Origin of the sequence: Oceanitalea stevensii (genome assembly GCF_014837105.1) — a bacterium.
In the GTDB taxonomy this organism is placed as follows: Bacteria; Actinomycetota; Actinomycetes; order Actinomycetales; family Actinomycetaceae; genus Oceanitalea; species Oceanitalea stevensii.
In genome coordinates, this window is sequence record NZ_JACSPO010000011.1 from 16,609 (window position 1) to 41,190 (window position 24,582).

General features: G+C 72.1%; 21 protein-coding genes. 13 read left to right on the forward strand and 8 right to left on the reverse strand.

Annotation, left to right across the window (positions count from 1 at the left end; genetic code table 11):
• Window positions 1-24 precede the first annotated feature (24 nt).
• The 3 genes from H9624_RS14105 to uxaC are packed head-to-tail and all read right to left on the reverse strand — an operon-like array spanning window position 25 to window position 4,357.
• Window positions 25-1,545, reverse strand: coding sequence for a gluconokinase (locus H9624_RS14105; protein WP_251840539.1), 1,521 nt, complete (start codon window positions 1,543-1,545; stop codon window positions 25-27).
• Window positions 1,546-1,547: 2 nt separating this feature from the next.
• A complete protein-coding gene (locus tag H9624_RS16990) occupies window positions 1,548-2,927 on the reverse strand; it encodes a mannitol dehydrogenase family protein (RefSeq protein WP_251840540.1) in 1,380 nt (459 codons plus the stop codon).
• Window positions 2,924-4,357, reverse strand: a complete 1,434-nt coding sequence (uxaC, locus tag H9624_RS14115) for a glucuronate isomerase (RefSeq protein ID WP_251840541.1) — start codon at window positions 4,355-4,357, stop codon at window positions 2,924-2,926. Before uxaC ends, H9624_RS16990 begins: the two co-directional genes overlap by 4 nt.
• A gap of 140 nt (window positions 4,358-4,497) precedes the next feature.
• Here uxaC and H9624_RS14120 point away from each other — a divergent pair, with 140 nt between their 5' ends.
• Window positions 4,498-5,814, forward strand: a complete 1,317-nt coding sequence (locus H9624_RS14120; RefSeq protein WP_251840542.1) for a nickel-dependent putative hexonate epimerase — start codon at window positions 4,498-4,500, stop codon at window positions 5,812-5,814.
• Between the two features lie 211 nt (window positions 5,815-6,025).
• On the opposite strand, the gene H9624_RS14125 is transcribed toward H9624_RS14120, so the two are convergent.
• Window positions 6,026-7,729: a glycosyl hydrolase family 28-related protein gene (locus H9624_RS14125; protein WP_251840543.1), complete on the reverse strand. Its 1,704-nt coding sequence runs from the start codon at window positions 7,727-7,729 to the stop codon at window positions 6,026-6,028.
• A 212-nt stretch (window positions 7,730-7,941) separates the two neighbouring features.
• On the opposite strand from H9624_RS14125, the gene tatA reads away from it, so the two are divergent.
• From tatA to H9624_RS14140, 3 genes are read left to right on the forward strand one after another with little or no spacing between them, the layout of a single operon-like run.
• On the forward strand, window positions 7,942-8,184 hold the full coding sequence (gene tatA, locus H9624_RS14130; protein ID WP_251840544.1) for a twin-arginine translocase TatA/TatE family subunit: 243 nt from the start codon (window positions 7,942-7,944) through the stop codon (window positions 8,182-8,184).
• A 26-nt stretch (window positions 8,185-8,210) separates the two neighbouring features.
• A complete protein-coding gene (gene tatC, locus H9624_RS14135) occupies window positions 8,211-8,999 on the forward strand; it encodes a twin-arginine translocase subunit TatC (RefSeq protein WP_251840545.1) in 789 nt (262 codons plus the stop codon).
• A gap of 7 nt (window positions 9,000-9,006) precedes the next feature.
• The gene (locus H9624_RS14140) at window positions 9,007-9,330 is read left to right on the forward strand and encodes a twin-arginine translocase TatA/TatE family subunit (RefSeq protein ID WP_251840546.1); all 324 of its coding nucleotides are present in this window, start codon (window positions 9,007-9,009) and stop codon (window positions 9,328-9,330) included.
• A gap of 159 nt (window positions 9,331-9,489) precedes the next feature.
• Here H9624_RS14140 and H9624_RS14145 read toward each other — a convergent pair whose 3' ends face one another.
• From H9624_RS14145 to H9624_RS14155, 3 genes are all read right to left on the reverse strand, one after another.
• The gene (locus tag H9624_RS14145) at window positions 9,490-12,114 is read right to left on the reverse strand and encodes a glycoside hydrolase family 3 protein (protein WP_251840547.1); all 2,625 of its coding nucleotides are present in this window, start codon (window positions 12,112-12,114) and stop codon (window positions 9,490-9,492) included.
• A gap of 255 nt (window positions 12,115-12,369) precedes the next feature.
• Entirely contained in the window at window positions 12,370-13,821 is a 1,452-nt protein-coding gene (gene gnd, locus H9624_RS14150) for an NADP-dependent phosphogluconate dehydrogenase (protein WP_307784968.1), read from the reverse strand.
• A gap of 100 nt (window positions 13,822-13,921) precedes the next feature.
• Window positions 13,922-14,953: a LacI family DNA-binding transcriptional regulator gene (locus tag H9624_RS14155; RefSeq protein ID WP_251840548.1), complete on the reverse strand. Its 1,032-nt coding sequence runs from the start codon at window positions 14,951-14,953 to the stop codon at window positions 13,922-13,924.
• A gap of 103 nt (window positions 14,954-15,056) precedes the next feature.
• Between H9624_RS14155 and larE the strand changes: the two genes are divergently transcribed.
• The 7 genes from larE to nhaA all read left to right on the forward strand — a co-directional run bounded on the left by larE (window position 15,057) and on the right by nhaA (window position 22,259).
• The gene (larE, locus tag H9624_RS14160) at window positions 15,057-15,911 is read left to right on the forward strand and encodes an ATP-dependent sacrificial sulfur transferase LarE (protein ID WP_251840549.1); all 855 of its coding nucleotides are present in this window, start codon (window positions 15,057-15,059) and stop codon (window positions 15,909-15,911) included.
• Window positions 15,904-16,581, forward strand: a complete 678-nt coding sequence (larB, locus tag H9624_RS14165) for a nickel pincer cofactor biosynthesis protein LarB (RefSeq protein ID WP_251840550.1) — start codon at window positions 15,904-15,906, stop codon at window positions 16,579-16,581. Before larE ends, larB begins: the two co-directional genes overlap by 8 nt.
• 72 nt (window positions 16,582-16,653) lie before the next feature.
• A complete protein-coding gene (locus H9624_RS14170; RefSeq protein WP_251840551.1) occupies window positions 16,654-17,673 on the forward strand; it encodes a TRAP transporter substrate-binding protein in 1,020 nt (339 codons plus the stop codon).
• A 239-nt stretch (window positions 17,674-17,912) separates the two neighbouring features.
• On the forward strand, window positions 17,913-18,932 hold the full coding sequence (locus H9624_RS14175; protein ID WP_251840552.1) for a TRAP transporter substrate-binding protein: 1,020 nt from the start codon (window positions 17,913-17,915) through the stop codon (window positions 18,930-18,932).
• A gap of 36 nt (window positions 18,933-18,968) precedes the next feature.
• Window positions 18,969-19,601, forward strand: a complete 633-nt coding sequence (locus tag H9624_RS14180; RefSeq protein WP_251840553.1) for a TRAP transporter small permease — start codon at window positions 18,969-18,971, stop codon at window positions 19,599-19,601.
• Entirely contained in the window at window positions 19,598-20,908 is a 1,311-nt protein-coding gene (locus tag H9624_RS14185) for a TRAP transporter large permease (RefSeq protein WP_307784969.1), read from the forward strand. The genes H9624_RS14180 and H9624_RS14185 overlap by 4 nt, the downstream gene beginning before the upstream one ends.
• 130 nt (window positions 20,909-21,038) lie before the next feature.
• Complete coding sequence (gene nhaA / locus H9624_RS14190; protein ID WP_251840554.1) at window positions 21,039-22,259, forward strand: Na+/H+ antiporter NhaA; 1,221 nt, start codon at window positions 21,039-21,041, stop codon at window positions 22,257-22,259.
• Window positions 22,260-22,269: 10 nt separating this feature from the next.
• Here nhaA and H9624_RS14195 read toward each other — a convergent pair whose 3' ends face one another.
• Window positions 22,270-22,656 carry a hypothetical protein gene (locus H9624_RS14195; RefSeq protein WP_251840555.1) on the reverse strand — a complete coding sequence of 129 codons (387 nt, stop codon included), beginning with the start codon at window positions 22,654-22,656 and terminating at the stop codon, window positions 22,270-22,272.
• Between the two features lie 78 nt (window positions 22,657-22,734).
• Here H9624_RS14195 and H9624_RS14200 point away from each other — a divergent pair, with 78 nt between their 5' ends.
• Both H9624_RS14200 and H9624_RS14205 read left to right on the forward strand, forming a co-directional pair.
• Window positions 22,735-23,964, forward strand: a complete 1,230-nt coding sequence (locus H9624_RS14200) for an amidohydrolase (RefSeq protein WP_251840556.1) — start codon at window positions 22,735-22,737, stop codon at window positions 23,962-23,964.
• A gap of 55 nt (window positions 23,965-24,019) precedes the next feature.
• Entirely contained in the window at window positions 24,020-24,517 is a 498-nt protein-coding gene (locus H9624_RS14205) for a YqeB family protein (RefSeq protein WP_251840557.1), read from the forward strand.
• Window positions 24,518-24,582 lie beyond the last annotated feature (65 nt).

Sequence of the window (24,582 nt, forward strand, 5' to 3'; positions counted from 1 at the left end):
GGGGGTGGGGGGCGGGGCGGGGGGTTACAGGCGGGGCTGGGTCTCTAGGGTTTCCAGGTAGGACTGGAGCTCGTCGTAGGCGCCCAGGAGGTGGGCGGCGCGGGCTCGCAGGCCGGAGTACGTGAGGCGGTCGGCCTCGGAGACGCCGATCGGGTCGGCGACCTCACCCGCGGGGCTGAGCAGCTCGAGGCCGGCGGCCAGCGAGTCGACCTGCCGGGTGGCGTACAGCGCGAGGATCGCCGAGCCGAGCGCCGAGCCCTCGGCGTCGTCGGTCGGGACGAGCGGGCGGCCGATCGTCGCGGCCATGACCTGGCGCCACAGGTCCGCGCGGAAGACCCCGCCGGTGCAGCGCACCTCGGTGACGGGCGTAACCGTGTCGAGGACGTCGACGAGGCTGGACATCTGCAGCGCCACCCCCTCGATCGCCGCGCGGATGAAGTGTCCGCGGCCGTGGGCGTGCCGCACCCCGAGGAAGGACCCGGTGAGCTCGGGGTCCCACAGCGGGGCCCGCTCACCGAGGAGGTAGGGCAGCATGATGAGGCCGTCGCTGCCGGCGGGCACGGCGCCGGCCATCGCCATGACCTGGACGTCGCGCAGCGGCCCGGCGGGCACGTCGGGGGCGTAGACGTCGCCCGCCCAGCGGGCCACGACTCCCCCGTTGCTGATCGCCGCGCCGACCACCCAGGCGTCGTCGGTGAGTGCGTAGCAGAACAGGCGCCCGTCGGCGTCGAGCTTGGGCGCGTCGACGACCGTCCGGACCGCTCCGCTCGTGCCCATCGACAGCCCCGCGATCCCGGGCTCGATCGCCCCGGTGCCGAGGTTGCCGAGCGGGCCGTCGGTCGCGCCCGTGTTGACGGGGATGCCGCCGGGCAGGCCCACGCGCCCGCCCGCCTCGTGGGAGAGCTCGAGGAGCGCCGTCGTCGGGAGCACCTCGGGCAGCTGCTCGCGCCGCACCCCGGCCAGCGCCAGGGAGGAGTCGGCCCACGTGCGGGTGGACAGGTCGAGCAGCCCGGAGGCCGAGGCGGTGGACAGCTCGGTGACGAGCCGCCCGGTGAGGTGGAGCAGGACGAGGTCCTTGAGCCCGATCCAGTGGTGCGCACGGCTCGCCGTGGCGGTGTCGTGGCGGGCGAACCACATGAGCTTGACGAGCGGGCTCATCGGGTGGACCGGCGTGCCGGACAGGTGGAGCAGCTCGCGTCCACGCCCGGCGGCGCGCAGCTCGGCGGCCTCCGCGTGGGCACGCGTGTCCGCCCACGTGATGATGTCGGTGACCGGGTGCAGGTCCTCGTCGAGGCCGACGAGCCCGTGCATCGCGGAGCCGACGCCGATGACGTCGATCGCGCGGCCGGCGCAGGCCGCGACGACCTCCGCGAGGGCACCGTCGACGGCGTCGAGCACCATCCGCGGGCTCTGCACCTGCCAGCGGGGCTGCGGCTCGGCGAGCCGGTACTCACGGAAGGCCGCCATCCGCCAACCTGAGGCCACGTCGACGGCGATGACCTTGGTGGTCGTCGTGCCGACGTCGATACCGAGGACGACGCCCATGCTCAGCGCCCCGTGCCCGACTCGAAGGACCGGAGCTGGTCGACGACGGCGGAGCGCAGCCCGGCGTCGTCGGCGAGGTCGGGGGCGAGCTCGCCGAGCACGGTGCGCACGGCCTGCTCGTCGTCCCCGGCCGCCAGCTGCTGCCACCGCTCGGCCGCGACGTCCTTGACCGGCACCCCCGCCCCGCGCAGGTGGGCGACCCAGGCGGCGACGGCGACGACCGCGCCCTGGGGCAGCCGTCCCGCCCCGCGCTCGGTGCGCAGCACCGGGACGTGGCGCACGGGCAGCTTCTGCGAGCCGTCGGCGGCAATGCGGCCGAGGATGTCCCGCATGCGAGGGTTGGCGAAGCGCTCACGCAGCGCCTCGCGGTAGGCCGCGACGTCCTCCGCGGGGACGTCGAGGCTCGCCTCGGCGTCGTCCCACAGGCGCTCGACCCACGCGCGGAGCTGCTCGTCCGCGAAGGCCTCGTCCACGGTCTCGTGGCCGAGGATCGGCCCGGCGTAGGCCATGAGGGAGTGCGCGCCGTTGAGGAGGAGGAGCTTGCGACGCTCGTAGGGCTCGACGTCCTCGACCAGCGTGACGCCGGCGGCCTCCCACCGCGGGCGGCCGGCCGGGAAGCGCCCGGCGATGACCCACTCGGTGAAGGGCTCGGTCGCGACGGGCGCGGCGTCGACGACGCCGAGCTCGCGCTCGACGAGCTCGGCGGTCTCGGGGCCGACGGCCGGGGTGATGCGGTCGACCATCGAGCTGGCGAAGTCGACGTTCTCCTCGATCCACGGCAGCAGGTCCGGGTCGATGAGCCCGCCGAGGTCGCGCACGACGCGGCCCACGACCTCCCCGTTGCCGGGCAGGTTGTCGCACGGCAGGACCGTGATGGCGCCGCCGTCGGCCGCCTGGCGGGCGATGAGCCCGGCGACGAGCTTGCCCGGCACCGTGGTGACGGGCGCGACGGGGTCCCGGCGCAGGGTCTCGACGTCGGCGAGGACGTCGGCGTTCTCCCGGTCCAGCCCGCCGTCAGGGCCGCGCAGGTACCCGGCCTCGGTGACGGTGGTCGTGACGACGGCGACGGCGGGGTCGCGCAGGTACTCCAGCCAGGCCGCGTGGTCGGCGGCGGCGTGGACGGCGCTCACCGAGGTGACGACCTCGAGCTCGTCGCCCTCCGCGCCGCGCACGACGAGCGTGTAGAGCCCGTCCTGCGGGGCGAGGGCACGGGCGGCCTCCGGGCGGCGGCCGGTGAAGGCCGCGATGCCCCACTCGGCGCCGTCGGCGGCGTGCATCGTGTACCAGGCCTGGTGGGCGCGGAAGAAGTTGCCCAGGCCGAGGTGGGCGATGCGGACGGGCGGCGCCTCCTGGTCGGGGCGGCGGCTGAGTCGCTCGCTCACAGCTTGAACACCTTCTTCGGGATGGTCGTGACGAGGTCGAGGGCAGTGGCCAGGGCCTCATCCTCGGTGAGGCGGTGCTGCGTGACCAACTCTGCCAGGTAGGCGGCGTCCAGTCGCCGAGACATGTCGTGGCGCGTGGGGATGGACAGGAAGGCGCGGGTGTCGTCGATGAAGCCCGAGGTCCGGTAGAAGCCCGCGGTCTCCGTCACGGCGCCGCGGAAGCGACGGATCGCCTCGGGGGCGTCGATGAACCACCACGGCACGCCCACGTGCATCGAGCGGTAGAAGCCCGCCATGGGGGCCAGCTCGCGGGAGTAGACGGTCTCGTCGATGGTGAAGACGACGAGGGTGAGGTTCGGGTGGTTGCCGTAGCGGGCGAGCAGCGGCTGCAGCGCCTTGGTGAACTCGACCTTGGTCGGGATGTCCGAGCCGGCGTCGGCGCCGTAGCGCTCGAAGTTGTCCGAGTCGTGGTTGCGGTACACCGCCGGGTGCAGCGTCATGACCAGACCGTCCTCGGTCGCCATGCGCGCGGTCTCGCTCATCATGTGGCGGTGAAAGGCGCGTCCCTCCTCGGCGGTGGCCTCCCCGCGCAGCGCGGCGGCGTAGATGCGCTCGGCCTCCGCGAGCTCCAGCGGCTCGGTGCCGGCGTCGGCGTGCGAGTGGTCGGAGGAGACGGCGCCGTGCTCCTTGAAGTAGCGGCGGCGGTTCTCGAGGGCCGCGACGTAGCCGGCGTAGTCACCGGTGTCGACGCCGGAGACCTCGCCGAGCTGACGGGCGAGGTCGGCCCAGCCGGGGCGGGCGAGCTCGAGGAAGCGGTCGGGGCGGAAGGTGGGGATGACCCGGCCGGTGAAGGTGGGGTCCTCGGCGAGCGCCCGGTGCGGGGCGAGGTCGTCCAGGGGGTCGTCGGTGGTGGCGAGCACCGAGATGCCGAAGCGCTCGAAGAGCGCGCGCGGGAGGAACTCGGGCCGGGTGAGCGCCTCGGCGATCTGGTCGTAGATCGCGTCCGCGGTCTGCGCGCTGGGCACCTCGGTGATGCCGAAGACCTCGACGAAGGTCGTGTCGAACCAGTACTTCACGGGCGTGCCGCGGAACAGGTGGTAGTTCTCGCACAGGATCCGCCACGCCTTGCGGGCGCCGGCCTCGTCCAGCTGGACCGGGCCGTTCGGGCCGCGCCCGAGGTCGCTGAGCTCGGCGCCGTTGGCGTGGAGCATGCGCAGCACGTAGTGGTCGGGCGACAGGAGCAGCGACACCGGGTCCGCGAAGGGCTTGTTCTCCACGAGCCACTGCGGGGGCACGTGGCTGTGCGGGGAGATGATCGGGAGGTCCTTGGTCGCGGCGTACAGCCGGCGAGCCACGTCCCGCACCTCCGGCTGCGTCGGGAGGAGGCGGTCGGGATGGACGTCGAGGGACGCCTGCGTGTCAGCGCTCATGGCGCCATCGTCCCGACACCCCCCACCGTCGGCAATGAAGTTGCCAGCCCTTGCCACCCGGTTGCCAGCGGTTGCCGCCACACCCCGGTTTCTGCGGCTCCCCACCTGACTGCGCGCCACGGCAGGGCTACCGTCGAGCCATGACGTGGTTCAAGGAGGAGGCCCGGTTCATCTCGCGGCCCCAGATCGAGGCGATGTGCGACCGGCTGCTCGACGAGGCGAAGGAGCGGCTCGGCATCGCCGAGTACCGGCGCGTGCTCCTCCTGCCCCCGGACCTCACCCGGGCGCACTCGGGCACCGGCTGGATGACCGAGTACCTCTACCACCGGCTCGACGCCGCCGGCACCGAGGTGCACGTCATCCCCACGCTCGGGCAGCACGTCCCGCACACCCGCGAGGACAACGAGTGGATGTTCGGCTCCATCCCCGAGGAGCGCATCCACGCCCACGACTGGAAGGACGGCGTGACGAACGTCGGCACGGTGCCCGCGGAGTTCGTCCGTGAGCAGACCGGCGGCGCCGTCGACTGGGAGATGCCGGTCGACCTCAACACGATGCTCGTCACCGAGCAGTGGGACCTCATCGTCAACGTCGGCCACGTCGTGCCCCACGAGGTGCTCGGCTTCGCCAACCACAACAAGAACTACTTCATCGGGCTCGGTGGCAAGCGCCTGCTCGGCGCCTCACACATGGCCTCGGCCGTGTACGGCATCGAGAACAACCTCGGCAACCTCCTCACGCCCGTGCGGGCCTGCTTCAACTACGCCGAGGAGCACTTCCTCGGCCACCTCCCCGACGTCTACCTCCAGGTCGTCATGGACTACGACGACGACGGCACGCTGGCCCACACCGGCGTGTACGTGGGTGACGACCTCGAGACGTACTACGACGCCGCCCGCGCCTCCCGCGAGCAGAACTTCACCCTCTTCGACGAGCCGGCCGACAAGATCGTCGCCGTCATGCAGGCCGACGAGTTCCGCGCGACGTGGGTGGCCAACAAGGCCGTTTACCGCACCCGCATGGCACTCGCCGACGGCGGTGAGCTGCTCGTCATCGCCCCGGGTGTCGAGCGCTTCGGGGAGCAGCCGGAGGTCGACGAGCTCATCCGCAAGTACGGCTACCTGTCCCAGGCCGAGGTCATCGACCTGTACAGGACGCAGGCCGACATGCAGGACATCCCGCACGGCACCGCGCACCTCGTCCACGGCTCCAGCGAGGGCCGCTTCACGATCACCTACGCGCCCGGTCACCTGGGCAAGGAGGAGATCGAGTCCGTGGGCTACCAGTACATGGACGTCGAGGAGGCCCTGCGCCGCTACGACCCGGCCGTCATGAAGGACGGCTGGAACACCATGCCCGACGGCGAGCGGGTCTTCTACATCTCCACGCCGTCCGCGGGCCTGTGGTCCACGCGCGAGAAGCTCGAGAACCGCGACACCGAGCTCCACACCGCCTGACCGCCCGGAGGAGTCCGGCTCTCGCCGGAAGGGGCCCCCCTCCCCGCAGAGGAATCCGGCTCTCGCCGGAAGGGGGTCCCCCTCCCCGCCGACAGCCGGATTCCTCCGCCTCAACACGGCAGCATCCCTCCCCCGCCGAGGAATCCGGCTCTCGCCGGAAGGGGGCGAACCCTCCTCGCGGGAGGGATCCGGCTCTCGGCGCGGGTGGGGGTCAGCTCCGGTAGCGGCGCTGGGCCTCGTAGAGGTCGCGGACGGCGCGGGCGGTGACGTCGGTGACGTTCTCCAGCGCCTCCGGCCCGCCGGGGAAGTCGGGCCGCAGCTGGCTCGGGGCGTCCGCGGCCACGCCGCTGACGCCGATCGTCACGCTGCGCGGCGCGACGTCCCCCACGGTCACCGCGTAGGGCCGGTCGTTGAGGACGTCCACGCCCCAGTGCGCGAACCGCGCGCCGAAGTAGGGCCCGGAGTTCTGGTTGCCGCCGACCGTGCCGGTGTTGATGAGCCGGATGTTCGTCCGCGCGTTCTCGAAGGGCAGCCCGCGGTGGGAGTCGAAGGTGCCCTCGTACATGAAGCCGTCGCGGTAGACGTTGCCGGAGGAGAGCCCCTCGACGTTGAGCCCGTGCATCCGCGCTCCCTCGGCGAGCGCGGTGGTGAAGGGCCCGATGGTGAAGCCCTGGACGAGGTTGTCGTGGGACTGCATGCGCATGACGAAGGGGTGGTGGGTGTTGCGGCCGGTCACCGTGGCCCCGGAGATGGTCACCGACTTGGCACCGGTCATCCCGAAGCCGACGTCGCAGTTCTCGATCTGCACGTCGGTGGCCCAGCAGTCGTGGGCGGCCTGGAAGTGCACGCCGTTCGAGCCGGGGTTCTGGTTGTGGCGCGTCTGCGGAAGCAGCGCGTTGCGGACGGTGAGGTGCTCGACGCCGACCTCCGTCACCCTCGGCCCCAGAGCGCGGACGGTCGTCGGCCAGCGGTCGCTGAGGTCGTGCTTGACCGGCTGCGCGAGCCGGACGGTCGTCGCGTCCAGGACCGACTCGACGCGCACCGGCCACTGGAGCGTGCCGTACTGCGGGTAGAAGCCCTCGGTGCCGCGGACGAGCTGCGGGGCGCCGGTCGGCCAGTCGTAGCTTCGCGCGCCCTCGGTCTCCCCGGCGAGGTGCGCGAGCAGGGGCGCGCCGGGGTTGACGGTCTCGAGGAGCACCATCTCCCCCGCCCGCAGCCGGGCGGTCGTCGAGACCGTGAGGTCACGCGTGCCGCGGGGCGCGGGCGCGACGGAGGCGAGCTGCGGGCCGGGGATCCAGCCCTCGGTACCCAGCCACTCCTCCTCCTCGAGCTTGGTGAGGACGGGCTTGGGGACGACCCAGATCTGCCCACCCGCCCAGGACCAGCGGTCCTGCTGCTGCCAGTCCTGCCAGTTGCTCCGGTAGCCGTCCTTGAGAGGGCGCGAGAAGTGCAGCACCGTGCTGTTGCGGCTCGCGCCGCGGAGCACGACGTTCGACCAGTGCATCCACACCGGCCCGCTGAGGTGGTAGGTCCCGGCGGGGACGAGGACGACGCCGCCGCCCTGCTCGCCGACGGTCCGGACCGCGTCGTTGAAGGCGCCGACGTCGTCGGTCGTGCCGTCACCGACGGCGCCGAACCGGGTGACGTTCACCGTCACCGGGGGCCGCGGCGTCGGCGCGCCCTGCCGGTACCCGGCGCCGGTGAAGTCGCCGACGAGCGGGTGGGAGGCGGGCCGGCGGGTCCACTGCTGCAGCAGTGAGGTGGACAGGTCCCGGCCCTCGCGCCCCACGCCGCGGCCGGGCGGCAGCGGCCGGTCGGGGGCCGCCGCCGCGGAGGAGCCGACGGCGGCCGTCACGGCCACGCCGGCGGCCAGGCCGAGCACGGCCCGGCGGGAGATATCGCTCTGCTGTGTCATGGTGCACCTTCCGACGTCGTCGTCCGTGGAAACCTCAGGGCATCACGCCACCCCGCGAGAGGAAAGCGGTTGCCAACCCTTGCCGAGCCTTGACAGCCGACGCGACGTCTGTGACTCTGTCCACGTTCCGTAAGGGTCTTGACGCGTTCGGCAACGCTGCCTGCAAAAGTGCGTCAGCGGCCCTCCCTCAGCAACGAAGCCGTGGAGCAGCCATGAGAACACCCAGCCTGTGGGCGATCGTCGTCCTCGTCGTCGTCGTCCTCCTCCTCTTCGGGGCCCGGCGTCTGCCCGACGTCGCCTCGAGCGTGGGCAAGTCGCTCAAGATCTTCAAGAAGGAGGTCAAGGAGCTCAGCGAGGACGAGCCCGCTCCGCGCCCGGTCCCCGTCGACCCGTCGGTGGCCTACGTGCCGCCGGCCCAGCCCGCCGCCGCGCGGGACGAGCACCTGCGGACCTAGCGACCCGAGAGGCCGAGGGAGCACCCATGGTGGCGACACCCGTCAGTCCGCGCGCCCAGAAGCGGCGGCGCCCGGCGGAGGGGCGCATGCCGCTCGCCGACCACCTGCGCGAGCTGCGCCGCCGGTTCCTCCTCGCGGCGCTCGGCATCGTCGTCGGCGCGGTCGCGGGCTGGTTCCTCTACCCGTGGTTCTTCGCGGCGATCAACGCCCCGATGGAGGCGATCGCCGACCGCGGGCAGGGCGCGGCGATCAACTTCGGCACGGTCGGTGGCGCCTTCGACATGCGCATCCGGCTCTCGCTGTTCATCGGGCTCTTCGTCTCCAGCCCCTGGTGGGTGTGGCAGCTCTTCGCCTTCGTCTCCCCCGGGCTCACCCGCAAGGAGCGCCGCTCGACGGTCGGCTTCGGGGTGGCCGGCGCGGTCCTGTTCGTCGCCGGCGGCGCGCTGGGCTGGCTCGTGCTGCCCAACGCCGTCACCGTGCTCACCGCCTTCACCCCCGACGACGCCGTCAACCTCATCGACGCCCGCACCTACCTCAGCTTCTTCACCCGGGTCATGCTCGTCTTCGGCGTCGCGTTCCTCGTGCCGGTGGTCATGGTCGCGCTCAACTCGGCCGGCGTCGTCTCGGGCCGCTCGCTGCTCAAGGGTTGGCGGTGGCTCGTGCTGTGCGCCTTCCTCTTCGCCGCCGTCGCCAACCCGCTGCCCGACGCGTGGTCGATGATCGCCATGGCGGTGCCCATCTGCGCCCTGTTCTTCGGCGCCATCGGCATCGCGATGTGGAACGACCGTCGCCGCGCCCGACGTCGTCCCTCCTGAGGTCCTCATGCCTGTCAACGGTGCCGAGCTGCTCGTCCTCGTCGTCCTCGCCGTCGTGCTCGTCGGCCCCGAACGGCTCCCGGAGTACGCCCGGAAGCTGGCGGCGCTCGTCGTCACGCTGCGGCGCCTGGCCTCCCAGGGCGGTGAGCGGCTGCGCGAGGAGCTCGGTCCGGAGTTCGACGACCTCGACCTCGCGGCGCTCGACCCGCGCCAGTACGACCCCCGGCGCATCGTCCGCGAGGCGCTGGCGGACACGCCGCCCGAGCGGCCGCGCGCCGCGGCCGAGGCGCGGCCGGCCGAGCGGGCGGCGTTCGACGCCGAGGCGACCTAAGCCGGGGGCGGGCCGCTCGCCCCGCTCCCCCTCACGCGCCGAGCACCGGATTCCTCCGTCCGCAAGCCCCCTTCATGCACCGAGAGCCGGATTCCTCCAGCGAGGAATCCGGCTCTCGGCGTGTGCTCGAGCGGGTCAGGCTCGGCGCGTGGGCGGGGGTCAGCCCCGGGCGCCACCGAAGCGGCGCTGGAGGACCAGGGCCGTGCCGAGCAGCAGGACGGTCACCGCGACGAGCGCGAGGACCGTGACCGGTGCACCGGTCCGGGCGAGGTCACCGTCGGCCGTGTCGTCCGCACCGGCGGTCGGCGACGGGGTGTCGTCGGTGTCGTCGCCATCGTCGGTCACCGGCGGGGTGGTGCCGTCGTCGTCCGGCGTCGTCGGCTCGGGGGCCGGCGTCGTCGGCTCGGGCTCGGGCGTCGTCGGCTCCTCCACGTCCTCGGCGTAGGTGAGGCCGTAGCCGAACGGGTAGAGCGCCCCGTCCTCGGTCTCGTCGTAGCCGGGGGTGTCGCTCTGCTGCTCGACGATCGCCTCGCGGGTGCCGGCGAGGGCGAAAGGCATCCGGCCCTGGGGCGCGTAGTCCCCGGACAGGACGTCGAGCAGGGCGGTGTCGCTCATGCCGAAGCCGGCCAGGATGGCGCCGGCGTCGCGCAGGCCGCTCTCCTCGTCCAGCACGTAGGGCTGGCGGAAGTAGACGTGGAGGATGACCTTGCTCGGGTCGTCGACCTCGTCCATGACCTGCTGGATGGTGTCGAGCGAGGGCACGACCTCCCACGACTCGGCCTCCTCCATGCCGGAGAAGTCGAGGATGCTCGACTCCCACGGGTAGGACCCGCCGAAGCGCAGGCCGTTGTCGGTGCAGGAGGGGTCGTCCGCGCCGGCGGCGTTGTGGACGCACGCGTCCGCCGCGCCCCACGGGCTCTCGCCGTCGAGGTTGGGGATCCCGTCGATGACGCTCGGGTTGACCCCGTGGTCGGGGTTCAGCCCGAAGTCGGGGCTGTTGCTTACGTAGTCCCCGGCGTCGGTGCGCGCCGTCATCGAGATGAGGACGTAGTCGCTGTCCTCGGCGCTCGGGCGGGTCTCGCCCTCCTCGACGTTGCCGTTGGTGACGCCGTAGCCGCGGGCGGCCACCGTCTCCTCGTTGAAGTCACCGAGGATGTAGACGTCGGAGCCGTCCTCGAGGGGCAGCACCGGGCCCTCCTCGGTCTCCTCGTTCTCGAGGAGGACGAGGGACTTGCGCTGGAGGTCCAGGCCCACCTCGCGGTTGGCCTCCGAGCCGATCGTCGCGGTGGCGACGGCCGGGTCGACGTAGGGGTTCTCGAACAGGCCCATGAGGAACATCGGCTCGAGCAGGCGCTCGGCGGCGAGGTCGATGCGGTCCTCGCTCAGCAGGCCGTCCGCGACGAGGTCGGTGATCGTCCCGACGTTGTTGAAGCCGGACAGCGTGTCCGTGCCGCCGTTGACGGCCGCGGCGACGCGCTGGGGGACGCTGGCGTCCTCCAGGCCCCACGCACGGTCGTTGATGATGCCGGTGTCGGAGTTGACGTAGCCGCCGAAGCCGAGCTGCTCGCGGAGCAGGCCGTTGACGATGGAGTCGGAGAAGGCGAAGCCGGTGACCGGGTAGTCGCCCGTGCCGCCGACCTCCGGGACGTCCACGGGCACGCCGTAGTACGGCATGATCGAGGAGACACCGGCGTCGATCGCGGCCTCGAAGGGCAGCATGTGCTCCTCGAAGAAGCCGCCGGGGTAGACCTGCGCCTTGCCGAAGGAGTAGTGCGGGTCCAGACCCAGCTCCTGCGGGCCGCCACCCGGGAAGTGCTTGAGGGTGAGGGCGACGCGGGTCTCGGGGCTCAGCGCCAGGCCGTTGTCGTTGTTGTCGACGAGCGGGCCCTGGAGCGTCTGCACGAGGGTCTCCATGATCGCGGCCGCGTGCTCGGCGTCCTCGGTGAAGGTCTCGTGGGTGCGGTACCAGCGTGGCTCGGTCGACAGGTCGGCCATGTAGCCGTACATGCCGCGCAGGCCGATGGAGGCCCACTCCTCGCCCATGACGCCGGCGAAGTCCTCGACGACGGACATGTCACCCGTCGTGGGGTCCTCGCCCGTCGCGAGGGCCTCCTCCCCCAGCGCGGCGGCCGCGATCCCGGCCTCCTTGGGGAAGGCGCTGAAGGCCCCGGCGGACTCGTTGATGCCGGCGCGCGCGTCCGGGTCGATGTGGTTGCGCGCGTTGGACTTGAACAGCGCCGGGATGCCGAGGCGGGTCGCCTCGCTCATCTCCTGGACCTCGTTGGTGAAGCCCGCCGCCTCGGCAGGGGTCACCGAGGTGGAGGCCTGGAAGCCGCCACCGGAGCCGCCGCACTGGGCGTCGTCCTCACCCGTCACCGTGTTGCGGAAGACGAAGCGGTGCATGTGCTGCGTGTTGATGAAGTTGTCCGCGGACGCCGGCACGGTTCCGCGGACCCCGTCCTCGCACGCCGCGTTGAGCGTGTCGATGAGCATGAGCCCGGCCTTCTCGTCCAGGTCCATCTGGGCGACCAGGTCGGCGACGCGCTCGTCGACGGGCAGACGCCAGTCCTCGTAGGCGTCGAGCTCACCGTCCTTGCTGAGGTCGCGGAACTCGTACCCGTCGACCTCGATGATGTCCGTGACGCGGCTCTCGAGCACGGGCTGCTCGAGCTCGGGCGCCGGGACGGTCGCCGCACCGGCGCCGACCGTGAGCGTCAGTGCCAGCGGCGCCGCCGCGGCGGCGGCCACAGCGGTCCGCAGCCCCACACGTGGGCTTCGAGACATTCTTCCTCCTCATGTTCACGTCGTCGTTGACGATGTCGTCATCGACAGGACGTCGCGCACGCTGCGCGACCGGGCCGACGGCGGCGCGTCCCCGCGCCCCTCGGCCATCGCCCGATCGTCGCTGTGGCTCACGCCACGCGCCGAGCAGTTGCCGGATGTTGCCGCCCGTCCGGACCAACCCGGGCGCCGGGACGCCGACGGCCCCGCCGAGCCGGGGCTCGACGGGGCCGTGAGGAGGCCTGGGAGGGCGCGGGGTCAGGCCTGCGCGGTCTCGCTGCGGTCCCCGGACCACTCGGTGTGGAACGTCCCGGGACGGTCGACCCGGTTGTAGGTGTGCGCACCGAAGAAGTCGCGCAGCCCCTGGACGAGGGACGCCGGCAGGCGCTCGGCCCGCACGGTGTCGTAGTACGCGAGCGCGGCGGAGAAGCCGGGGACCGGCACACCGTCGGCGATGGCGTGGCTGACGGCTGCGCGCCACCCGGCCTGGCTCGACTCGAGCCCGGCGGCCACCGACGGCGCCTCGAGCAGCGTGGTGAGGTTCCCCGCGGCGTACTCGGAACGGATGCGCTCGAGGAGGCGGGCGCGGATGATGCAGCCTCCGCGCCAGATCTTGGCGACCTCGGCGATGTCGATGTCCCAGCCGAACTCCTCGGAGGCGGTCCGGATCTGGTCCAGGCCCTGGGCGTAGGCGACGACCTTCGAGGCCCACAGCGCCTGGCGGACGTTCTCCACGAGCTCGGCGCGGGCGCCGGTGTCGACGGCGGCGCGGGCGGGGCCCTGGAGGGCGGCGCGGGAGGCCTCGCGCAGGGCGGTGTGGCCGGAGGTGGACCGGGCGAAGACGGACTCGGCGATCGTGTTGACCGGCACCCCGAGCTGGAGCGCGATCTGCACGGTCCACTGCCCGGTGCCCTTCTGGGCGGCGGCGTCGGCGACGACGTCGACGAAGGGGCGGCCGGTCTCGGCGTCGACGTGACGGAGCACCTCGGCGGTGATCTCGATGAGGTAGGAGTCGAGGTCACCGGTGTTCCACTCGGTGAAGACCTCGGCGAGCTCCCCGGCCTCGAGGCCGGCGGAGCGCAGGACGTCGTAGGCCTCGGCGATGAACTGCATGTCGGCGTACTCGATGCCGTTGTGCACCATCTTGACGAAGTGGCCGGCGCCGTCGGGGCCGATGTGGACGCAGCAGGGCTCGCCGTCGACCTTCGCGGAGATGTCCTCGAGGATCGGGCCGAGGGTCACGTAGGACTCCGCGGGGCCGCCGGGCATGATGCTCGGGCCGTTGAGCGCGCCCTCCTCGCCGCCGGAGATGCCGGCGCCGACGAAGTGCAGGCCCTGGTCGCGGAGGTAGGACTCGCGGCGGCGGGTGTCCTCGTAGTGGGCGTTGCCGCCGTCCACGATGATGTCCCCCTCCTCGAGGAGCGGGATGAGGGACTCGATGACGGCGTCGGTCGGGCCGCCGGCCTTGACCATGATGATCATCTTGCGGGGGCGCTCGAGGCTGGCGACGAAGTCCGCCAGCTCCTCCGACGCGACGAAGGTGCCCTCGTCGCCGTAGGCCGAGACGAGCTCCTCGGTCTTGGCGAAGGTGCGGTTGTACAGCGCCACGGTGTAGCCGTGACGTGCCAGGTTGCGGGCAAGGTTGCTGCCCATGACGGCGAGTCCGATGACTCCGATCTGCGCGGAGGCAGTCGCCTTGTTGTCAGTCACGTGCTGGGTCCTTTCATCGGCGGCTTTGTGACGCTACGGCCCCCAGTATGGCGGCAGGCCCGCGCGCGGCCGCAGTGGTGTCCATCAGTTGCCACGGCCCTCAGGAGCGCATGAGCCGGCCCCTGCCGGCGCGGGCGGTGGAGTCCCGCGCGACGAGCTTGACCGGCAGCACGACGGGCTGCTCGCTCGAGCGTGCCCCGCCGATGATCGCGATGAGGTTGCGCACCGCCGTGGCGCCCTGGAGCGACAGCGGCGACGCGACCGAGGTGAGGGCGGGGACGGTGAGCGCGCCGGTGCGGCTGTTGTCGAAGCCGACGACGCTCACGTCGCCGGGCACCGACACCCCCAGGGCGCGCAGCCCGCGGACGAAGCCGACGGCCATGACGTCGTTGAAGGCGACGACGGCGGTGCTCGGGTTCTGCGCCCACCGCCGGGCCGCCTTGGCCCCTCCCTCGACCGTCGGGGAGTTGGGGCCGATCCGGCGCACCCGCAGCTCCAGCTCCAGGCCCGCCTCCTCCAGGCCGCGCCACCGCACGCCGTCGGCCCACGAGGCCTCGGGCCCGGCGACGTAGGTGATCTCCCGGTGCCCCAGCTGCCCGAGGTGCTCGGCCGCCCGGCGCACACCGCGCGCGCCGTCGGTGAGGACGCTGGGCAGGCCGCTGACGACGCGGTTGAGGACGATGACCGGCCGCTGCTTGGCGATGGCCCGGATGCCGGAGTCCGAGAGCCGCGGGCTGGTGAGGACGAGCCCGTCGACGGCGCCGAGGAACTTCTCGGCGGCCTCCCGCTCACGCAGGTAGGACTCCTGGGCGTCGAAGAGCAGCATCGTGTAGCCGGCCGCCTCCGCGGCGGCGGACGCGCCCCGGATGACGTCGACGAAGAGCGGGTTGCCGATGTCCGCGACGACCATGGCGAGCATCCGCGTGTTGACCGCGCTGAGCACGGGAGCCACCGAGGAGCGCCGGTATCCCAGCGTGGCGGCCGCGGCGCGGACCTTCTCCGCCGTCGCCGCGCTCACGCGCCCGGGACGCGCCAGGGCCCGCGACACCGTGGACGGCGCAACCCCCGCGGCCTTCGCGACGTCGTAGATCGTCGGCGCCCTGCCGGGGTCGGTCCCTCCCTCGCTGTCCATACCGGCCAACGGTAAGGTCACAGGGCAACCGGTGGCAACGAGTTGCCACGCCGCCTCCCGGCTCGCACACACTGGAAGCTCACGTGCACGAAGGAGCAGATCCATGACGACGACGACGGCGGTACCCGGCCTGAGCGGACCGGCGGCACAGGCCGCGACGGCGGTCGAGCAGATGCTCGCCGGCCACGCGCCCCTGGGCGTGGCCTACTCCGGCGGCGTGGACTCCGCGACGCTCCTCGCCCTGGCGGTGCGCACGCTCGGGCCCGCGAACGTCGTCGCCGTGCTCGGCGTCTCCCCCAGCCTCGCCACCGACGAGCGGTCCAGGGCCCACGAGACCGCCGCGGTCATCGGCGCGCGCGTCGTCGAGATCGAGACCCACGAGGGCGAGTCGGAGGCCTACCGCGCCAACGGACCCGACCGCTGCTTCCACTGCAAGGACGAGCTCTTCGCGCGCATCGACGACGAGCTCGTCGCCGAGCTCGGTCTCGCCGCCGTCGCCTACGGCGAGAACGCCGACGACGCCGAGCGGCCCGACCGGCCCGGCGCCCAGGCCGCGACGAACCACAGCGTGCTGCGCCCCATGGCCGAGGCGGGGATGACCAAGGCGATGGTGCGGGAGGTCGCGCGGGCCCTCGCGGTGCCGGTCGCCGACAAGCCCGCCGCCCCGTGCCTCGCCTCGCGGATCCCGCACTTCTCGGAGGTCACCCCCGAGAAGCTGCGGCAGGTGGACCGCGCCGAGGGCGCGCTGCGCCGGCTCGGCTTCACCGACTGCCGCGTGCGCCACCACGGTGACGTCGCCCGGATCGAGCTGCTCCCCGAGGAGCTCCTCACCGCCGTCCAGCGCCGCGAGGAGGTGGACCGGGCCGTGCGCGACGCCGGCTTCCGCTTCGCCGCCCTCGACCTGCGCGGCATCCAGTCCGGCGCGTTCACCCTGCCGCTGGTGTCCGTCCGTGGCTGACGCCTGGGAGCCGGGCCCCGAGCTCGCGCGCATCGCCCACCTCGACCACGACCGCGCCGCCCGGCGCGGCTACCCCGAGGCCGTGCTCTGCGAGCCGAAGAGCGTCGAGCAGGTCGCGCTCATCGCCGCCGAGGTCGCGGCGGCCGGCACGCCCACCCTCTTCACCCGCGCGACGCCCGAGCAGGCGGCCGCCGTCCTCGCCGCGCTGCCCGACGCGCACCACGACCCGATCGCACGGGTGGTGGCCTGGCCCGCCGCGGCGCCCGAGCCCAGCGGCGGCCTCGTCGTCGTCGTCAGTGCCGGCACCTCCGACCTGCCCGTGGCCCGCGAGGCCGAGCTCACCGCCCGCTACCTCGGCCGGCGGACCGAGCTCGTCGTCGACGTCGGCGTCGCCGGCCTGCACCGGGTGCTCGGGCACCTCGACCTCCTCCGCTCGGCACGCGTCGTCGTGGTCGCCGCGGGGATGGACGGCGCTCTGCCGAGCGTCGTCGCCGGACTGGTGAGCGCACCGGTCGTGGCCGTGCCGACGTCCGTCGGCTACGGCGCCGCCTTCGGGGGCGTCGCACCGCTGCTGTCGATGCTCAACGCCTGCGCCCCCGGGGTCGCCGTCGTCAACATCGACAACGGCTACGGCGGTGGCCACCTGGCCGCCCAGATCGCCTCCTCCTGAAGAGGCCCACGAACCACGCCGACAGGCGAGAATCAACCAAGAGACGGGCACGTGTGCCCGGGGGAGGCACCCATGTCCCGACGACTCACCACCGCCGCTGCTGCAGGGCTGACGCTGGGCGCGCTGGCCGCGTGCAGCGCCTCGCTCGAGCCGGGCACCAACGAGGGCGACGTGCTCCACCTCGCCCTCAACCAGACGGAGTCCCACCCCTCCTACATCGCGCTCGACGCCTGGGGCGAGTACATGGAGGAGCAGACCGACGGCCGCTGGAGCATCGACGTCTACCCCAACGAGACGCTCGGCGCCCAGGCCGAGGCGATGCAGCTCGTCTCGGACGGCTCGGTCGAGATGGCGATCGTCTCCGGCCCGCAGCTGGAGAACCTCAACCGCGACTTCATCGCCCTCAACCTGCCGACGACCTTCGACGACATCGACCACCAGATGCGCGTGGTCCACGACCCCGCCATCGTCGGGGACCTGTACGCCTCCCTGGAGGAAACGAACAACTTCACCGTCCTCGGCGGCTTCACCCAGGGCGCGCGCAGCGTCTACACGACCTTCGGGCCCGTCGAGACGCCCGAGGACCTCGCCGGCCAGAAGCTGCGCGTGCAGGAGTCCGAGCTCAACGTCGCGATGGCGCAGGCGCTGGGCGCCTCCGCCACACCGATGGCCTACGGCGAGCTGTACACGGGCCTGCAGTCCGGCGTCGTGGACGCCGCGGAGAACAACGAGGTCTCCTACGCCTCGCAGCGGCACTTCGAGGTGGCCCCGCACTGGAGCTACACCAACCACCTCGTGGGCCTGGACTACCTCATCATCAACACCGACATGCTCGCCTCGATGACCGCGGAGGACAGGGCGGTCCTCGACGAGGGCTGGGAGCTCGCCCGCGCCGAGCACGTCGACCTGTGGCTGCAGGCCACGGAGGACGCGGTCGCCACCGCGGAGGCCGGCGGTGCCACCTTCCACGAGGTCGACGACCAGGTCTTCTTCGACGCTCTCGAGCCGCTGGCCGACCGCTTCCTCACGACCGACGACCAGTGGGCGATCTACGACGCGGCACGGGCCGCCTCGACGGAGTCCGCAGGCTGAGAGGGGTGGATCCGTCACGGCGAGGTCACGGACGGCAACTGGTGGCAACCGTTGCGGCCCTGGACCCCGGACCTGAGTGAATGAGGCAACCCGAACGGGACCCCCGTCGGACGGCACGCCTCATGACGAGGCACGGCAGCGCCGCCCAGCCCGAGGCTGGACCCCTCCTCCACACTGCACGGCGCAGCGCCGCACCACCGGACGACGAAGTCACTCACGACCGAAGGACGGAACACACCATGAGGCACCGGAAGAACACCGTGGTCATCGCCGGAGCGACCGCTGCGACCCTGCTCCTTGCCGCCTGCGGCGGCGGCGACGAGGGCGGCGAGTCCGCCGGTGGCGGCGAGGGCAAGACGATGCGTCTGGCCCTCAACCAGACCGAGGAGCACCCCTCCTACATCGCGCTCGACAACCTCGGGACCTACCTCGAGGAGAACACGGGCGGCTGGGACATCGACGTGTTCCCGAACGAGACGCTCGGCGCCCAGGCGGAGGCCCTCCAGCTCGTCTCCGACGGCTCGGTCGACATGGCCATCGTCTCCGGCACCCAGCTCGAGAACCTCAACGAGGACTTCGTCGTCTTCAACCTGCCCCGCGTCTTCGACGACGTCGAGCACCAGATGAGCGTCATCCACGACCCCGAGATCACCGGCGACCTCTACGCCTCCCTCGAGGAGTCCAACAACATCACCGTGCTCGGCGGCTTCACCCAGGGTGCGCGCTCCGTCTACAGCAGCGCCCCGATCGAGACGCCGGCCGACCTCGCCGGCCAGAAGATCCGCGTCCAGGAGTCCGAGCTGCACATCGCGATGGCCGAGGCCCTCGGCGGCGCCGGCACCCCGATGGCGTACGGCGAGCTCTACACGGGCCTGCAGTCCGGCGTCGTCGACGCGGCCGAGAACAACGAGGTCTCCTACTTCACCCAGCGCCACTACGAGGTCGCTCCCTACTGGAGCTACACCAACCACCTCGTGGGCCTGGACTACATGATCATCAACACCGACCTCCTCGAGAGCATGTCCGAGGAGGACCGCGCGGCCTTCGACGCCGGCTGGACCGCTGCCCACGAGGAGCACACCCAGCTCTGGGCGGAGGCCACCCAGGAGGCCATCGACGGCGCCACGGCCGGTGGCGCCACGTTCTCCGAGGTCGACGACGCCGCCTTCGCCGAGCCGCTCGAGGCCCTGGCCGCGGAGTTCATCACCACGGAGTCCCAGCAGGCGCTCTTCGACGCGGCGCGCGCCGCAGCCCGCTGATGAACCGGCCGAGCCACACACAACTGGAGGTGAATCGTGGATAGCGCCAAGAAGGTCCTGGACAGGGTCCTGTACTGGATCACCGTCATCCTCTTCGCGCTGCTCGTCGTCATCGTGGTCTGGCAGGTCTTCAGCCGCCAGGTCCTGGGTGACCCGAGCACGTGGACCGAGGAAGGGGCCCGCCTCACCTTCGTGTGGCTCGGCCTGTTCGCCGCTGCGTTCGTCTTCGGCGAGCGCGGCCACATCGCGGTCGAGTACGTCGCCCGCAAGCTCCCCGTGGGGGGTGAGAAGGTGCTGGCGATCCTCGTCCAGGTGATCGTCCTGGCCTTCGCCGTCATCGTCCTCGTGTGGGGCGGCTGGCGCGCCTCGGACAACGCGTGGCTGCAGAACCTCTCGGCCCTGCCCTTCACCCTGGGCCAGATGTACCTCGCACTGCCGATCTCCGGCGTGCTCATCGCCTTCTACTCGCTGTACTACATCCAGGCGGTCGCCCGCGGCACGCAGGCGCCCTACGGCGACCACAGCGACGAGGAGGACGGCGCCGCCGCCGGCACCGAGCCGGAGGCCGTGCGCGCAGCGAACCTCGAGGTGGACAGCATCCTGCTCAAGCCCGACAACACCCCCGACACCCCCGGTGACCACCAGGCCGGCCCGAAGACGGAGGCATGATGGACCCGGCAACGATCGCAGGTCTCATCCTGCTCTTCGGCATCATCATCGGCATCGTCTTCTCCCTGCCGATCGCCATCGTCATCGGCACGGCCTCATTCCTCGCTGCCATCCCGCTGCTGGGCATGGAGCAGGCCGTGCTCGTCACCGCCCAGCGCATGTTCACGGGCATCAACTCCTTCCCGCTGCTCGCGATCCCGCTCTTCGTGCTCGCCGGCGTCATCATGAACAACGGCGGGATCGCCGGCCGACTGGTCGACGCCGCCAAGGTGCTCACCGGCCGTATGCCGGCCTCCCTGGCCCAGACGAACATCGTCGCCAACGCGATGTTCGGTGCCGTCTCCGGCGCCGCGGTGGCCGCGGCCGCCGCCGTCGGCAACGTCATGAACGAGCGCATGGTCAAGGAGGGCTACGACCGCCGCTTCGCCGCCGCGGTCAACGTCGCCTCCGCACCCTCGGGCATGCTCATCCCGCCGTCGAACACCTTCATCGTGTACTCGCTCGTCTCGAGCACCTCGATCGCGGCGCTGTTCATGGCCGGTGCCATCCCCGGCATCATGTGGGCCTTGGCCTGCATGGTCGTCGTCTACCTCTACGCCCGCAAGCAGCCCGGCAAGCTCAAGTCGGCCGACCGGATCACCGCCAAGCAGGGCCTGCTCGTCATCTGGCGCGCCGTGCCCTCGCTGCTCATGATCATCATCGTCGTCGGCGGCATCCTCGGCGGCTACTTCACCGCCACCGAGTCGGCGTCCATCGCCGTCGTCTACTGCCTCGTGCTGTCGGCCGTCTACCGGAGCATCAAGGTCCGCGAGCTGCCGAGCATCCTCGTCGACGCCGGCCGCACGACGGCCATCGTCATGCTCCTCGTCGCGGTGTCCACGGCGCTGTCCTTCGTCATGAGCTTCGCGCGGATCCCGGACCTCATCTCCGACGCCGTCCTCGGCTTCACCGACTCCGGCACCGTCGTCCTTCTCATCATGATGGTCATTCTGCTCATCGTCGGAACCTTCATGGACCCGACGCCGGCCATCCTCATCTTCGTGCCGATCTTCCTGCCGATCGTCACGGAGTTCGGGATCGACCCGGTCCACTTCGGCGCGATGGTCGTGATGAACCTGTCGGTCGGCGTCATCACGCCACCGGTCGGCAACGTCCTGTTCGTCGGGGCGCGCATCGCCCGGCTCCGCATCGAGCCGGTCATCACCAAGCTGTGGCCCTTCCTCGTGGCGATCATCCTCACCCTGTTCCTCGTCGTGTTCATCCCGCAGCTCTCGCTGTGGCTGCCCACGACCATGGGGCTCATGTAGCACCGTCCGTTCCACCGGACGCCCCGGGGGGGGGGGGGGGGGCCCCCCCCCCCCCGGCCACAGCACCATCCGGGTACCGCCCGTAGACTTCCCGCCAGCGCCGCGTCCAGCCCCAGAGAGGCTCCTGCCCATGTCCAGCCCGTCCACCACCCGCCGCGGTCCGCTCAGCAGCTACCGCGAGAGGCTGGGCAACGAGACCTTCGCCGGGATGGTGCTGCTCGTCGGCGCGCTGGTGGCCCTGGTGTGGGCGAACTCCCCGTGGCGCGAGGCCTACGCCTCGCTGTCGGAGATCACGGTCGGCCCGGCTGCGCTGCACCTCGACCTCACCCTGGCCGCATGGGCCTCGGACGGCCTGCTCGCCATCTTCTTCTTCGCCGTCGGCCTCGAGCTCAAGCAGGAGTTCGTCACCGGCTCGCTGCGCGACGCGCGCACGGCGGCCGTGCCCGTCATCGCCGCCTTCTTCGGGGTGCTGGGGCCCGTCGCGGTCTACCTCCTGGTCCAGGCGGTCACCGGCTCGGGGGTCTGGGACGGCTGGCCGGTACCCGTCGCGACGGACATCGCCTTCGCCGTCGCCCTCCTGGGCATCTTCGGCCGGGGGTTCCCTCCCGCGCTGCGCCTCTTCCTCCTCACCCTCGCCGTCGTCGACGACCTCATCGGCATCGTCATCATCGCCGTCGTCTTCGCCGACGGCTTGAACTACCTCCTGCTCGCCGCCGCGTTCCTCGCCGTCGCCGTCTTCGCGGTGCTCGTCCGTCGTCGCATCACCGCCTGGTGGGTGCTCGTCCCCGTCGGCGTCGTCGCCTGGGCGCTCATGCACGCCTCCGGGGTCCACGCGACGATCGCCGGCGTGCTCCTCGGCATGGTGGTCCCCGCCGTCGCCCGTCCCGGCGAGGACGAGGACCTGTCCCACCGGTTCGAGCACAGGGTCAGCTGGATCTCCTCCGGCTTCGTCCTGCCGGTCTTCGCCTTCTTCGCCGCCGGCGTCAACGTCGTCGACTCCGGTGGCCTGCTCGGCATCGTCACCGACCCGGTCTCCGTCGGGATCTCCCTCGGCCTGCCGCTCGGCAAGCTCATCGGCATCTGGGGCGGCACCGCGCTCCTCGTCACGCTCACCCCGCTCGCCCTGGGCAAGGGCCTCAACCTCAAGGACATGGTGGGGATGAGCCTGCTCGCGGGCGTGGGCTTCACCGTCTCCCTGCTCATCGCCCAGCTGGCCTTCGAGCCCGGCTCCGTCGAGAGCAGCCACGCCCGCGTGGGTGTCCTCCTCGGCTCCCTGCTCTCGGCGATCCTCGGCGGGATCGCCCTGCGCATCCGGGCGCGCAGCCGCGGCGAGGTCACCGAGGAGGCCTGAGCCGGCCGGCTCAGTACATGAGCCGCCCGATCCAGCCGGCGATCGCCACGATGAAGGCGTAGACCCCGACGGCGAGCGCGGCGACGGCCGGCCAGCGTGGCACGACGCGCTGGGCGAGTGCGACGATGCCGAGCACGAGGGAGCCCACCGCGAGCACGAGGACGAGCATGAGCCCGATGGACTCGTAGGTGTCCCTGTTCCCCACGCTCTCCACGGTGATCGCGTAGACGATCTGCCAGGCCGTGAGCAGCCCCGCGACGGTGATGGCGATCCACCCCAGCCGGTTACGGTCCCCCCGCTGCGGCTTGCGCGCCTCCCGGCCCGTCGACGAGCTCCCCTGCGGGCCACCGGGTGTGGTGCCCTGTGGCGTCGTGCTTCCCGGCTCACGTGCGGCCATGTCGCATCTCCTCCCGAGACGGCACCACGCCGCCTCGCTGCCAAGCCTGCCACCCCCAGCGGGTGATACCACTGGAGCATGGCGACCTCTTCCCAGCCCCGCCGCACCCGCACCGCCTCCGTCGCCGTCACCGGTGGCTACGTCGTCCCCGTGGACGGTGAGCCCATCGAGAACGGCACCGTCCTCGTGCTCGACGGCGTCATCGCGGCCGTCGGGGCCGACGTCGAGGTCCCCGACGGCGTGCGCGTCGTCGACGCGACCGGCTCGTGGGTGCTGCCCGGCTTCGTCGAGTCGCACGCCCACATGGGCGTGAGCGAGGAGGGCGAGGGCTGGGCCGGGTCGGACGTCAACGAGATGACCGACCCCGTCGGCGCCGGGCTGCGCGCCCTGGACGCCATCAACATCGAGGAGGAGGGCTTCCGCGACGCCCTCATCGGCGGGGTCACCTCCGCCGTCGTCAAGCCCGGCTCGGGCAACCCGATCGGCGGCCAGACCGTCGCGATCAAGACCTGGGGCGGGCGCACCGTGGACGAGCAGCTCCTCCGCGAGCGGGTCTCGGTGAAGTCCGCGCTCGGGGAGAACCCCAAGCGGGTCTACGGGGACAAGAAGGCGCTGCCCTCCACGCGGCTGGGCGTGGCCAAGGTCATCCGCGACGCCTTCGTCAAGGCGCAGAACTACGCCGCCAAGCGCGACCACGCCCTGGCCGAGGGCAAGCCGGTGGAGCGCGACCTCACCCTCGAGACGCTGGCCGCGGTGCTCGACGGCGAGCTCATCTGGGACCAGCACACCCACCGCCACGACGACATCGCCACCGCGATCCGGCTCGCCGAGGAGTTCGGCTACCGGCTCGTCGTCAACCACGGCACCGACGGCGCCCGCATCGCCGACGTCCTCGCCGAGAAGGACGTGCCGGTGATCTTCGGGCCGCTGTTCACCAGCCGCTCGAAGGTCGAGCTGCGCGACCGCGACATCGCCAACCTCGCCCGCCTCGCCCAGGCCGGGGTCAAGGTCGCCATCACCACCGACCATCCGGTGGTCCCCATCAACTTCCTCGTCCACCAGGCCTCGCTCGCCGTCAAGGAGGGGCTGGACCGGGAGGTCGCGCTGCGGGCGCTGACGATCAACCCGGCCGAGATCCTCGGGCTCGACGACCGTGTGGGTGCGCTGCGCCCGGGGCTGGACGGCGACGTCGTCGTCTGGTCGGGCGACCCGCTCGACGTCTTCTCCCGCGTCCAGCGCGTCCTCATCACCGGCGCCGAGGTGTACTCGGGCGAGCACGGCGTCCACGAGCGCAGCGAGCGCTTCTGAGGCCGGCCGCCCGGCGTCGCTGACCTGCGGCGCCGGCCGGACTACGCTGCCGGTCATGACGGGCGGGGAGGACCAGTCGCGCAGGCTCGGGGGTTTCGACGCCGCCGGGCGGCGCTGGGTCCTCGGGGTCTTCGGTGCCGGCGGCGCCCTGGCCGGTATCGTCCTGCCCTACCTCGCGGGGCTCGCCGCCGACCTGCCGTGGTTCCCCTTCCAGGGCCCCCTCCAGCTGCTCGGGTCCTTCGACCAGGCCTGGCTGGTGTGGCTGCGGCCGGCGGTGGGCCTCGCCCTGGGCCTCGCCTTCGCGATCTGGGTGATCCACGAGAGCCCGGTCCTCCACCTCACGTCGCGCGAGATCCGGGTGGAGCGCCGCGGCGAGGTGCAGCGGGTCATCGCCCGGGACAAGGTCGACGCCGTGTTCCGGCGCAGGTCCAACGTGGTCATCCAGACGGCGTCCGGCCGCGAGCTCTTCGACGACGACGTCGAGGGCGACCGGGACGAGGTGCGGGACGCCTTCGTCGCGCTCGGCTACCCGTGGGAGGGCCCGCCGGGCTGAGCCTGACCGCCGCTCGGCTGCGCCCCGGGCCCGCGGGCCTCGCCGCGCCCGCGAGCCTCGCCGCG